Origin of the sequence: Yunchengibacter salinarum, from assembly GCF_037658235.1 — a bacterium.
Taxonomy (GTDB): Bacteria; Pseudomonadota; Alphaproteobacteria; order Sphingomonadales; family Kordiimonadaceae; genus Yunchengibacter; species Yunchengibacter salinarum.
On record NZ_JBBJLN010000003.1, the window covers coordinates 152,812 to 164,845 of the forward strand.

Annotated in this window: 13 protein-coding genes; 5 read left to right on the forward strand and 8 right to left on the reverse strand. The window is 66.5% G+C overall.

What is annotated here, in order from left to right; genetic code table 11:
• Window positions 1-5: 5 nt before the first annotated feature.
• The 4 genes from purL to purC form a co-directional block, all read right to left on the reverse strand.
• Complete coding sequence (gene purL, locus WGH93_RS04270) at window positions 6-2,219, reverse strand: phosphoribosylformylglycinamidine synthase subunit PurL (RefSeq protein WP_374763620.1); 2,214 nt, start codon at window positions 2,217-2,219, stop codon at window positions 6-8.
• 5 nt (window positions 2,220-2,224) lie between these two features.
• On the reverse strand, window positions 2,225-2,905 hold the full coding sequence (gene purQ, locus WGH93_RS04275) for a phosphoribosylformylglycinamidine synthase subunit PurQ (RefSeq protein ID WP_374763621.1): 681 nt from the start codon (window positions 2,903-2,905) through the stop codon (window positions 2,225-2,227).
• A 24-nt stretch (window positions 2,906-2,929) separates the two neighbouring features.
• On the reverse strand, window positions 2,930-3,169 hold the full coding sequence (gene purS, locus WGH93_RS04280; RefSeq protein WP_374763622.1) for a phosphoribosylformylglycinamidine synthase subunit PurS: 240 nt from the start codon (window positions 3,167-3,169) through the stop codon (window positions 2,930-2,932).
• A 67-nt stretch (window positions 3,170-3,236) separates the two neighbouring features.
• Window positions 3,237-4,001: a phosphoribosylaminoimidazolesuccinocarboxamide synthase gene (gene purC, locus WGH93_RS04285; RefSeq protein WP_374763623.1), complete on the reverse strand. Its 765-nt coding sequence runs from the start codon at window positions 3,999-4,001 to the stop codon at window positions 3,237-3,239.
• Between the two features lie 269 nt (window positions 4,002-4,270).
• Here purC and WGH93_RS04290 point away from each other — a divergent pair, with 269 nt between their 5' ends.
• From WGH93_RS04290 to WGH93_RS04305, 4 genes are all read left to right on the forward strand, one after another.
• Window positions 4,271-4,591, forward strand: a complete 321-nt coding sequence (locus WGH93_RS04290; protein ID WP_374763624.1) for a DUF1476 domain-containing protein — start codon at window positions 4,271-4,273, stop codon at window positions 4,589-4,591.
• 98 nt (window positions 4,592-4,689) lie between these two features.
• Window positions 4,690-6,066, forward strand: a complete 1,377-nt coding sequence (gene hemN, locus WGH93_RS04295; RefSeq protein WP_374763625.1) for an oxygen-independent coproporphyrinogen III oxidase — start codon at window positions 4,690-4,692, stop codon at window positions 6,064-6,066.
• A complete protein-coding gene (locus WGH93_RS04300) occupies window positions 6,008-7,381 on the forward strand; it encodes an MFS transporter (protein WP_374763626.1) in 1,374 nt (457 codons plus the stop codon). The genes hemN and WGH93_RS04300 overlap by 59 nt, the downstream gene beginning before the upstream one ends.
• The gene (locus WGH93_RS04305; RefSeq protein ID WP_374763627.1) at window positions 7,378-8,427 is read left to right on the forward strand and encodes a dipeptide epimerase; all 1,050 of its coding nucleotides are present in this window, start codon (window positions 7,378-7,380) and stop codon (window positions 8,425-8,427) included. Before WGH93_RS04300 ends, WGH93_RS04305 begins: the two co-directional genes overlap by 4 nt.
• Before the next feature lie 30 nt (window positions 8,428-8,457).
• On the opposite strand, the gene WGH93_RS04310 is transcribed toward WGH93_RS04305, so the two are convergent.
• Window positions 8,458-8,733: an Lrp/AsnC ligand binding domain-containing protein gene (locus tag WGH93_RS04310; RefSeq protein WP_374763628.1), complete on the reverse strand. Its 276-nt coding sequence runs from the start codon at window positions 8,731-8,733 to the stop codon at window positions 8,458-8,460.
• 160 nt (window positions 8,734-8,893) lie between these two features.
• Here WGH93_RS04310 and WGH93_RS04315 point away from each other — a divergent pair, with 160 nt between their 5' ends.
• Complete coding sequence (locus tag WGH93_RS04315) at window positions 8,894-10,090, forward strand: PP2C family protein-serine/threonine phosphatase (RefSeq protein ID WP_374763629.1); 1,197 nt, start codon at window positions 8,894-8,896, stop codon at window positions 10,088-10,090.
• Here WGH93_RS04315 and WGH93_RS04320 read toward each other — a convergent pair.
• The 3 genes from WGH93_RS04320 to WGH93_RS04330 are packed head-to-tail and all read right to left on the reverse strand — an operon-like array spanning window position 10,087 to window position 11,875.
• A complete protein-coding gene (locus tag WGH93_RS04320) occupies window positions 10,087-11,013 on the reverse strand; it encodes a hydroxymethylglutaryl-CoA lyase (protein WP_374763630.1) in 927 nt (308 codons plus the stop codon). The genes WGH93_RS04315 and WGH93_RS04320 overlap by 4 nt on opposite strands.
• Before the next feature lie 4 nt (window positions 11,014-11,017).
• Entirely contained in the window at window positions 11,018-11,443 is a 426-nt protein-coding gene (locus tag WGH93_RS04325) for a DUF6691 family protein (RefSeq protein ID WP_374763631.1), read from the reverse strand.
• A gap of 15 nt (window positions 11,444-11,458) precedes the next feature.
• Window positions 11,459-11,875 (reverse strand): YeeE/YedE family protein, encoded by a 417-nt coding sequence (locus WGH93_RS04330; RefSeq protein WP_374763632.1) that lies wholly within the window; start codon window positions 11,873-11,875, stop codon window positions 11,459-11,461.
• Window positions 11,876-12,034 lie beyond the last annotated feature (159 nt).

Genomic DNA, 12,034 nt, shown 5'->3' on the forward strand with positions numbered 1-12,034 from the left:
CGGGATCAGTCGCTTCGGCTCATCAGCGCGGGCAGATAGGATTCGTGTGATTGGCGCAGCGCGTCAAGGTCCAGTGCGATCACGTCCCGATCATTGCTGAAAACCAGCCGGTCGCCGCCGGTTTCGCCGATGCGGGTGGCGGGCACGCCCTGCTGCTCCGCCTGTGACAGTATGGCCCCCGCCTGTGCCGGGGCCACTGCCAGCAGATAGCGCGCCTGACTTTCCGAGAAAAGCTGCACATGGTCCGGCAGGTCGCCCGCAAGCGCCACGGTGGCGCCGATACCGCCGGCCAGCGCCATGTCCGCCACCGCCGCCGCCAGCCCGCCATCGGACAGGTCGTGGCAGCAGGTCAGGGTGCCCGCTTCGATCAGGCGGCGCACAAAGTCGCCATTGCGGCGCTCTTCGTCAAAGTCCACGTGGGGCGGCGCGCCGTCCAGCGGGCCGCCAAGCGCACGGGCATACAGGCTGGCGCCCAGCTCATTGCGGGTATCCCCGACCAGGATCAGGGCCTGGCCGTCATCCGTGAAGCGGGCGCGGGCCATGCGGGCGATATCCTTTACAAGCCCCACGCCGCCAATGGCCGGGGTGGGCAGGATCGCCTCCCCGCCGGTTTCGTTGTAAAGGCTCACATTGCCGGACACCACCGGATAATCCAGCGCGCGGCCCGCCTTGCCCATGCCCTCGATGCAGCCGGTGATCTGGGCCATGATTTCTGGCCGTTCCGGGTTGCCGAAATTCAGACAGTTGGTGATGGCCAGCGGTTTTGCCCCCACCGCGGTCAGGTTGCGCCAGCTTTCGGCCACCGCCTGCGCGCCGCCCGTGACCGGGTCGTTTTCGCAATAGCGGGGCGTCACGTCCGTGGTGATGGCCAGGCCCTTGTCCGTGCCATGCACGCGCACCACCGCCGCGTCGCCACCCGGTTCCTGAACCGTGTCCGCCATCACCATATGGTCATACTGTTCCCATATCCAGCGGCGGGAACACAGATGCGGCCCGCCCATCAGCCGGGTCAGCGCTTCGCCGTCATCCATCAGGCGCGGCACCTGCATCGGCTGGGGCGGTGTGCGCGGCGCGCTGGGGCGGTCATAGTCGGGCGCGTCTTCCACCAGGCTGTCAATGGGCAGGCTGCCCACCTGCTCCCCCTTGAAGCTCAGGTCCAGACGGCGGCTGTCGGTGATTTCCCCGATCACGGCGAAATCCAGTTGCCACTTGTCGAAAATGGCCTTTGCCACATCTTCCCGGCCCGGTTTCAGGACCATCAGCATACGTTCCTGGCTTTCGGACAGCATCATTTCATAGGGCTGCATGTCCGCCTCGCGCTGGGGCACGCGGTCCAGATCCAGATGGATGCCCACTTCGCCCTTGGAGGCCATTTCCACGCTGGACGAGGTGAGCCCCGCCGCCCCCATGTCCTGAATGGCGATGATGGCGTCGGTGGCCATCAGTTCCAGACAGGCTTCGATCAGCAGCTTTTCGGTGAACGGGTCGCCCACCTGAACGGTGGGGCGTTTTTCTTCCGTGTCCTCGGAAAATTCGGCGGATGCCATGGTGGCGCCGTGAATGCCGTCCCGCCCCGTTTTCGAGCCCACATAGACCACCGGATTGCCCACGCCCGCGGCGGCGGAATAGAAGATCCGGTCAGCGGGCGCCACGCCCACTGTCATGGCATTGACCAGAATATTGCCGTTATAGCGGGCGTCGAAATTGGTTTCGCCGCCCACGGTGGGCACACCCACACAATTGCCATAACCGCCAATGCCGGACACCACGCCGGAAACGAGGTGCCGGGTGCGCGGATGATCCGGCGCGCCGAAGCGCAGGGCGTTCATGTTGGCCACCGGGCGCGCGCCCATGGTGAACACGTCGCGCAATATGCCGCCGACACCGGTGGCCGCGCCCTGATAGGGTTCGATGAAACTGGGGTGATTGTGGCTTTCCATCTTGAAGATGGCGGCCAGCCCGTCGCCAATGTCCACCACGCCCGCATTTTCGCCCGGCCCCTGAATCACCACGTCCCCCGTGGTGGGCAGGGTTTTCAGATGGCGGCGCGACGACTTGTAGGAGCAGTGCTCGGACCACATCACGGAATAAATGCCCAGTTCCAGCAGATTGGGGGCGCGCCCCATGGCCGCCTCGATGCGCTCATATTCCGCTGCGGTCAGGCCGTGTTCGGCGATCAGGGCCGCGTCGGGCCGGGATGTGTGGCTGGTTGCGTTCATGGGAATCAGGCTTTCTCGCTCAGGCTGCGGACAAGGCTTTCAAACAGCGGCACGCCGTCTGTGCGGCCATCGGGGGCCAGCGCCGGGTCCACCGCGCGTTCCGGGTGGGGCATCATGCCGAGCACCGTGCCCGCCGCGTTCAATATGCCCGCGATCCGGTCGTCCGAGCCATTGATGTCGGTGCCATAGGTGAAGGCCACCCGCCCCTCGTCATGCAGGCGCGCGCGGGTATCGGCGTCCGCCGTGTAATTGCCGTCATGGTGGGCCACCGGCAGATCGATGCTGTCCCCGGCCTCATAGGCGCGGGTGAACAGGCTGGTGGCGTTGGTCACGGTCAGCGGCACCCGGCGGCATATGAAGCCCAGTCCCGCATTGCGCATCAGCGCGCCCGGCAGCAGGCCCGCTTCCAGCAGAATCTGGAAACCGTTGCACACGCCCAGCACCGGCACGCCCCGGCCAGCCCGGCGGACCACTTCCTTCATCACCGGCGAGCGCGCGGAAATGGCGCCGCAGCGCAGATAGTCGCCAAAGGAAAAGCCCCCCGGCAGGGCGATCAGGTCCACCGCGTCAAAATCCGCATCGCCGTGCCAGACGGCCAGCGGCTCGCGCCCCGTCACACGGGTCAGCGCCGTGGTCATGTCCCGGTCGCAATTGGAGCCGGGAAAGGTGATGACGGCTGTTTTCATGAGTGTTGCTCCGCCCGCGTCCGGTCAGTCCAGCGTGATGTGGTAATTTTCGATCACCGTATTGGCGAGCAGGGCCTCGCACATGGCTTCCACGTCCGCCTGCGCCTTGGCGCGGTCGTCCGTTTCCAGGTCCAGTTCGATCAGCTTGCCCTGGCGGGCGTCCACCACGCCCATGAAGCCCAGATCCCCCAGCGCATGGGCGATGGCCTTGCCCTGCGGGTCCAGCACCCCGGATTTCAGTGTGATATGTATGCGCGCCTTCATCGGCTCTTCCTCCGGCCCTTGATGGTGCCGCCGCCCCACCGACGCCACCGGCGCCGGGGGCGCGCGGTCATTTGCGTTGGTGATCGGCGAATTCGGCGATATCGGCGCTGGGCAGAATGCCGAGTCGCCGCGCCACTTCCTGATAGGCGTCCATTTCCCCGCCGAGATCGCGGCGGAAGCGGTCCTTGTCCAGCTTTTCGCCGGTTTTCATGTCCCACAGGCGGCAGCCGTCGGGGCTGATCTCGTCCGCCAGGATCACGGTGTGCAGGTCTTCCGCCTCGTAATGGCGGCCAAATTCCAGCTTGAAATCCACCAGGCGCACGGAAATGGCGGCGAACAGGCCAAACAGCATATCGTTGATCCTGAGCGCCATATGGGCCATTTCGTCCAGCTCCACCTCGTCTGCCCAGCCGAAGGCGAGAATGTGCTCGTCCGTCACCAGCGGGTCGTTCAGCGCGTCGGACTTGTAGCAGAACTCGATGATGGGGCGGGGCAGGACCGTGCCTTCTTCCAGCCCCAGGCGACTGGCCAGGCTGCCCGCCGCCAGGTTGCGCACGATCACCTCCACGGGGATGATTTCCACCGCGCGCACCAGTTGTTCGCGCATGTTCAGGCGCTTGATGAAATGGGTGGGAATGCCCAGCGTAGTCAGCGCCGTGAAGATATGCTCGCTGATGTGATTGTTGATCACGCCCTTGCCGGACAGCGTGCCCTTCTTCTGATTGTTGAAGGCGGTGGCATCGTCCTTGAAATACTGGATGATGGTACCGGGGTCCGGGCCTTCATAGAGAATTTTGGCCTTGCCTTCATAAATCTTCTTGCGGCGGGACATGGGTGGGCGTTTCCTTTTGGATAAGGGGCCACGTCGGCCCGTGGCGCCTGAACCGGTCTGGCGGGACCATAGGCGAAAGGTCGGGCAGGCTCAATCCCTTCTTCATGCGCTTGCACCCGGCCCGCTGACGGCTTAGTAAGGTGCTGAAACGACCCACAGGGCCGACCGGCAGGGCGCCGGGGCGGTGGGGTCGAAATGTCATCAACACCGGGTGTCGCGCCCGGATCATCCGCCGGGCCAGCGTGCCCGCAATATCGAGGACCGCTACCATGACCTCTTTCAGCAGCCGCGAAAAGGCATTCGAAGACAAGTTCGCGCATGACGAAGAAATGCAGTTCCGCGCGCGTGCCCGCCGAAACCGCCTGTTCGGGCAGTGGGTTGCCGAATCCATCGGCCTGGGGGAGGCGGAAGCCCGGCTGTATGGCGAACGCATGGTCACCGAGGATCTCAAGGAAGCCGGCGACGAAGACGTTTTCCGCGCCGTGGAAGCCGATCTGGCCGAGCGCAAGGTTGAGATTTCCCGCCACCGTCTGGAAAAAAAGCTGGAAGACTTCATGAGGGAAGCCAAGGCCCAGCTTGCGGGCGAATAAAGGCGGGCGCCGGGGGCGGCGCCGTTTTCTGATTCAGGGCGTGGTTTTCTGATCCAGGTCAAGGCGTGCGATGGGCGCGGCGGATACCTTCCCGCGTCATGCAGGCACGACTCACACCCTATGCGGCGGAATCGGTTCCCCGTTATACCAGCTACCCCACGGCGCCCCATTTTCATGGTGGCGTCACGGCGGATACCTATGCGGCCTGGCTTTCGCAGGCCCGGCCAGACGGGCCGCTTTCGCTGTATCTGCACATACCGTTCTGCCGCCAGCTTTGCTGGTATTGCGGCTGCAACACGGTGGTGGCCAACAGGACCGATCGAGCCGCCCCCTATGTGGCCGCGCTGGAGACGGAGATCGCCCGCGTGGGCCAGCACCTGGCAAGGGGAGTGGCGGGCGCGTGTCCGCCGGTGGCGGCGGTGCACTTTGGCGGCGGCACCCCGACATTTCTGTCCCGCGATCACCTGCTGGGGCTGATGGCCGCCCTGAAGCGCCATTTCACCCTGCTGCCCACGGCGGAAGTGGCGCTGGAAGCGGACCCCCGCACGCTGGACGGGGACTGCGTGGACACGCTCCGCCGAATGGGGGTGACACGGGTGTCGCTGGGCGTGCAGGACTTTGACGGCCATGTGCAAAAGGCCATCAACCGCGTACAGCCCTATGAACAGGTGGCAGCGGCGGTGGCCCGGCTGCGGGCGGTGGGCATCGACCATATCGCCTTTGACCTGATGGTGGGGCTGCCGGGACAGACCGTGGCGAGCGTGGAGGAAACCGCCCGCCTGGCGGTGGGGTTGAACCCGGATCGGCTTGCCGTGTTCGGCTATGCCCATGTGCCCTGGTTCAAGAAACATCAGCGCCTGATCGATGAAACGGCCCTGCCGGACGGCGATGCCCGCTTTGACCAGCGCGCCGCCGTGAACCGCCTGCTGGCGGAGTGCGGCTATGAACCGGTGGGGTTCGACCATTTCGCCCGCGCCGGGGATGCCATGGCCACCGCCGCCGTGACCGGTGATCTGCGGCGGAATTTCCAGGGCTTCACCACGGATGATTCGGATACCCTGATCGCCTTCGGGGCTTCCGCGATCGGCTCTCCTGGGGCGGGGTATGTGCAGAATGCCGTGGATATCGGCAGCTATCGCCGGGTCATCGAGTCGGGCACACTGGCCACGGTGAAGGGCATTGCCGTTTCCGCGGAGGACCGTTTGCGCCGGCGGGTGATCGAGCGCCTGATGTGCGATTTCAAGGTGGACGTGGGCCATGAATGCCGCCTTGCCGGCTTTCGGGACGATCATCTGGACGGCGGCCTTGCCGATCTGGTGCCCCTGGCGGCGGATGGACTGTGCAGGCTGGACGGGCGCACCGTGCGGGTGCCCGGCCCGGCCCGCGCACTGGTGCGGGTGGTGGCCAGCCGGTTCGATGCCTATTTCATGGCCGCCGCGACGGGGGGCGGGGCGCGACATTCCAGCGCGGTATGATCCCGCCTTGCCGCGCCTGAAGGGGCCTGGCCCCGTGCGGGTGCTGGCGTCGGCGCGGTTCGTCTTGCCACAGCCACTTGCGGTACGGGCGGGCGGCACGCTAAACAGCGGGTCCCATGAACGCTGCCCGGAGGCGCACCGCGTGCTCATTCTTTTCCTGACCGCATTTTTTGTTATGGCGGGGTTTTCCCTGCTGCTGCCCAGCATCGTCTTCGTGCTTCAGAATCTTGGCGCCAGCCCGGCGCTGGCCACCCCCATGCTGGCGGCCTACAGCCTGGCCCAGTTCCTGTTCGGGCCGCTTTGGGGCGGGCTGTCCGACCGGCTTGGGCGCAAGCCCGTGCTGCTGTTGTGCCTGGGCGGCAGTTTCGGGGCCTATCTGTTCATGAGCCGGGTGGCGGCGGACAGTCTGCCGCTGATGCTGCTGGCGCTGGCAATGGCGGGGGCCATGGCGGGCAGCCTGGCCGTGCTGTTTGCTGCCGCCGCCGACAGAACCGGTGTGGAAAACAGGGCGCGTGGCATGGGGCTGATCGGCGCGGCAATCGGGCTTGCCTTTGTCTTTGGCCCCGCGCTTGGCGGCTATCTGGCGGGGGAGTCCGCCGACGAGGCCAGCATCATCGTGCCCGCCTTTGCCAGTGCCGCGGTCAGCGGCCTGGCCCTGATGCTGGTGCTGGTGAATTTCCGGGAAAGCCACAGCCATGCGGGCACCGGCCTGCCGGTGGGGCGGCTGAAGGGGCTGGCGATCATGACATCCCGGCCCCTGCTGGCCCGGCTCGGCCTGATGGTGCTGCTGTTCACGGTCAGCCTGTCCCTGATGGAACCCAGCCTGCCCCTGCTGCTGGAAGGGCGCCTTGGTTGGGGGCCGCGTGAACTGGGGCGGCTGTTCACCTATGTGGGGCTGATCATGGCGCTGATGCAGGGCGGCGTGGTGCCCCGGATCGCCCGGCGCATGGGCGAGCGCCCTGTGGCCCGCGCCGGGGCGCTGATGATGGGGCTGGGGCTGGCCGGTCTGGCGCTGGCGGATGGCCTGGCAAGCGTGCTGGCGGCCATGACGCTGGTGGGTCTGGGCGTGGCCTGTTTCAACCCCACCATGGCGAGCCTGGCCTCCCATCAGGCGGGATCGGGTGAGCGCGGCCTGGTCATGGGGCAGTTCAATGCCATGCAGGCGCTGGGCCGCAGCGCCGGGCCGCTGGCCTCCGGCGTGTTGTTCCAGTCCGCCGATGCCATGCCTTTTCTGGTGGGGGCGGTGCTGGTGCTGCTGGTGCTGGTCTGGCAATCCGTGTTGTTTGCGCGGCTGGCGCGCAAGGCCGCCACATGACATTGGCGGGGACCAGCGGCGCCTTTCCGGGCGGCCCGCCCGTGAAGGGCGGGGCGGTGGCGGAACACTGGCCGCTCAGGGTGCCTTTCGTGATCGCCCGTTCACGGCGGGAGACGGTGACGGTGGTGCGGGTCAGCCTGCATGACGGCACCTTTTCCGGCCAGGGTGAATGCCAGCCCAATGACCGTTATGGCCACAGCGCCGAAGCCGTGGTGGATGAGGTGCATCAAGCGCTGGAAGCCGGGCTTTCCACACCGGCGGACCTGCACGGGCCGGGCGCACCCCGGCTCAGTCCCCCGGCGCGCAACGCGCTGGATTGTGCGCTCTGGGATCTGGCCGCCAAGCGGGCGGGCAGGCGGGTCTGGGATCTGCTGGGCGTTGCCGCGCCCGCGCCGCTGGCCACCGCCTTCACCATCAGCCTCGATACGCCGGATGCCATGGCCGCTGCGGCGCGGGATGCGGCGGGGCGCGGGCTTGCCCTTGTGAAGCTGAAGCTGGGGCGCGGCCTGTCCGATCTGGCGCGGGTTGGGGCGGTGCGTGATGCGGCACCGGATGCGGCGCTGATCGTGGATGCCAATGAGGGCTGGGGCGCCGGGGATCTGCCGGTGCTGCTGGCCGCGCTGGCGGATGCCGGGGTGCGGCTGGTGGAACAACCACTGCCCGCGGGCGCCGATGCGGCCCTGGCGGAGATCGACCGCCCCGTGCCCGTTTTCGCCGATGAGAGCATTCACGGGCCGGGCGATCTGCCGACTCTCAAGGACCGCTATGACGGCATCAATCTGAAGCTGGACAAGACCGGCGGCCTGACCGAAGCGCTGAGACTGGCGGATCGGGCGGCGGAGCTGGGCATGACCTTGATGGTGGGGTCCATGCTGGGCACGTCGCTGGCCATGGCGCCGGGGCTGGTGCTGGCATCGAGCGTGCCGGGCGCGCCGGTGCTGGCGGACCTGGACGGGCCGCTGCTGCTCAGCCGGGATCGGGCGCATTCGCTGGCCGCCGCCGGGCCGGGCCGGTGGGCCGCGCCGGATGCTGCGCTCTGGGGCTGATCGGACTGTAGCTGATCGGATTGGGGCTGGTCAGAGCGCGTCCGGGCCGCCTTTCGGGCCGTCCGCCGTGAAGGCGTTCAGGCCGATGATGGTATAGGTATCGCGGATGCCGGGCAGGGTCTGAATGCGGGTGGTGACGAAACGTCCGATTTCCTGATCGTCGCTCAACTGGAACTGCGCCAGAAGATCGAACTGGCCCGATGTGGAATGGACACTGCGCACCTCCTCCACCGTGTCGGCGATGGCGGCGGCCACGTCATAAGTGCGGCCAAGCTGACATTTGATCTGAACAAAAACGGTTTTCATTGCGCGTTCCTTTCGCTCCCGGCATCTTCCCGCTGCTATCGACCGGGCCGAATCAGTGGGGTATAGGATGAAAAAGGCATAAACCATCCATCGCGCGCTGCAAACCGTATATGGCGTGTCAGATCGTGAAACCCGCGAACCCCTGGGAAAAGGACCGGCTGTGGCCACCGATCGGGATACCATCACGACCACGAATGGGCGGCTGGCCGATGCCATTGGCGCGGCGCGTATCATGGTGGTGGACGATATGCCCCTGATGCGTCGCCTGATCGGGGAAACGCTGGAACAGGCGGGCTTCACCCATATCGACTATGCCGAAGACGGCGATGTGGCGCTGGACCGCATCGGCGCCACCCGGCCCGATCTGGTGGTGCTGGACATTGCCATGCCGCGTATGGACGGGCTGGCGGTGTGTCGCGCGCTGCGGGATGACCCGGCATTCGCCGATCTGCCCGTGGTGGTGCAGAGCGCTTTCGGTGATGCGGATGAACGTTCGGCGGTGTTTGCCGCCGGGGGAACCGACTTCATCAGCAAGCCCATCAACCGCGCCGAGCTGGTGGCACGGGTTCGGATGCATGTGGAAAACCGCGCGCTGATCGCCGATCTCAGGGATTATCGCGCCCGCATGGAAACCGAACTGGCGCTGGCCCGCCACATGCAGCACAGCCTGTTGCCGCGCTCGGAGCAGGTGCGCGACATGGAACAGCGGCTTGGCGCCCGGCTGGAATCGCTCTATCAGGCGTCCGAAGCGCTTGGCGGCGATCTCTGGGGCGGCTGGCCCCTGCCGGACGGGCGCGTGGCGCTTTATGTGCTGGATATTGCCGGGCACGGCGTGGGCGCGGCCATGAACACCTTTCGTGTCCACACCGCCATCGCCAACTGCGCCCATCTGGCGGACAGGCCCGATGCCTTCATGACCGCGCTGGACCGCGCGCTTTCCCGCAGCTTCGGGGAAGAGCAGTTCGCTACCATGCTCTTTCTGGTGCTGGACGGGGAAAGCGGCGCTCTCGACTATGTGGCCGCCGGTACGCCCCCGCCGATCATCCTCGCCGGTGACGGGGCGCGCTTCCTGGATGGCAGCGGCCTGCCGCTGGGTATTGCCCCGGAAACGGAGCGCCCCGTTCGCCATGACCGGCTGAGCCCCGGCGAAAGCCTGTTCCTGTATTCGGACGCGCTGATGGAATCCCCCGACCGATCCGGCCATATGGGGGACGGGGCGGAGATTGCCCGCCGTGTCGCGGCGCTGATGGATGCCGCCGAAAAAGAGCCGGTGCTGCCCCGCCTGATGACGGATATATTCGGCGATGACCACCTCGCCCTTGACGACGACCTGACCCTGCTCCTGCTGTGCCGTTAGGCCGACCCCGGAAAGCCCCCGGCTTTGGAGACCTGGCCGGGGGTGGGGAGGCCCAGCACGCCTTCCACGAAGGTGGCCGTGTGGATCAGGCCGTCCAGGGACAGGCCGGTGTCCACGCCGCTTCTTTGCAGCAGATAGACAAGGTCCTCGGTGGCGATATTGCCGGTGGCTTTCGGCGCGAAGGGGCAGCCGCCCAGCCCCGCGATGGAAGCATCGAGCCGGGTCACGCCCGCTTCATAGGCGGCCCAGGCATTGGCGATGCCGGTATTGCGGGTGTTGTGAAAATGGGCGCGCAGGGGAATGTCCCCCACCGCCTCCCGCACGCGGCCCACAAGGTCCGTGACCTGGGCGGGCACGGCCACGCCGATGGTGTCCGCAAGCGCCAGTTCCTTCGGCTCCGCTTCCGCCAGCCGCTTTGCCGTGTCCACCACGGTTTCCGGGGCCACCGGGCCGTCAAACGGGCAACCGAAAGCGGTGGACAGCGTGATCTGCGCGCTCATGCCTTCCTGTTTTGCAAGGCTGACAATGCCGGTGGCGTCTTCCACCGCTTCCAGCCGGGTGCGGCCCTGATTGCGCTGGCCAAAGCCATCGCTGCACACGGCCACGGCGCCCGCCTCGTCCACGCCGCGCCTGCCGCCTTCGCGGGTGGCGAGCGCGCGGAGCAGGCCGCGCTTGTTCAGCACCAGACCGATATAGGTCACGTCGGGCCGGTCGGGCAGGGCGGCCACCACGTCCTCCGCGTCCGCCATCTGGGGCACCAGCCTTGGGTGGACGAAGCTCGCCACCTCGATCCGCCTGACGCCCGCATCCAGGGCGCCGCCGATCAGGCTCAGCTTGTCCGCCGTGGCGAAGGGGATCTTTTCGTTTTGCAGGCCGTCGCGCGGGCCCACCTCGATGATCTCCACCGCGGGGGTTTGTGCCATGGGCTCAGGCCTCCCGGCGCGGGCTGGCATATTTGTCCGTCACGAACAGGCCCACCAGCATCATGGTGATGAACAGCAGGGCTTCCCGTGGCTGGGTGGCCAGCATGGTCCAGGCCGGGCCGGGGCAAAGCCCCACCAGCCCCCAGCCGACCCCGAACAGCCCCGCACCAATGATGAGCTGCGGATCGATGCCGCGCTTGGTGGGGATGTCGAAGCGGGCGGCGCACAGCGGGGCCTGTTGCCGGAAGGCGAGCCGATAGCCCACAAGGCTGACCAGAATGCCCCCCACCATCACCATGACGAGCGACGGGTCCCAGCGGCCGGTAATGTCCAGAAAGCCGATGACCTTTTCCGGGTTGGCCATGCCCGACAGGGCCAGGCCAAGGCCGAATATCAGGCCGGAGACGAGCGCGAAAAGAATGGTTCGCATGGCGTGAAAGCCCCTTTATTTAAGCAGATATACGGTCAGCATGGCGGTGGCGATGAAAGTGATGACGGCCACCAGCGAACGCAGGGAAAAGCGGGACAGGCCGCATATGCCATGACCGCTGGTGCAGCCGCTGCCCACCCGTGTGCCGATACCCACCAATAGCCCGCCGATCGCCAGCAGCTCCGGGCTGTTGGTCACATTCACGATCAGCGGCTGCTGCAAGCCGAACTGATAGACCAGCGGTGCGGCAACCGTGCCGGCCAGAAAGGCGATGCGCCAGCCCTTGTCCGGCGCGCGCATGGCGCCCGTGGTGATGCCGCTGATTCCCATGATCCGGCCCAGCGTCATCATCAGGGCCACGGCGGCGAAGCCCACAAGGGCGCCACCGGCCAGGGATTGCCACGGTGTGAAAGCCTGCCAGTCAATGGTCATAAGAGGGGGTCCTTCGCATTACACCACGGGCATTACCGGCCCGGCACAGCATGTCACCCCGTTAGATAAAGCCTGTGGACCCGAATTTGAAGGGGGAAAGCGGTTGCCGTACGCCAAATCGGACCAAAAGCCGCACGGGCTGCGGCACTGCTTTTGGTT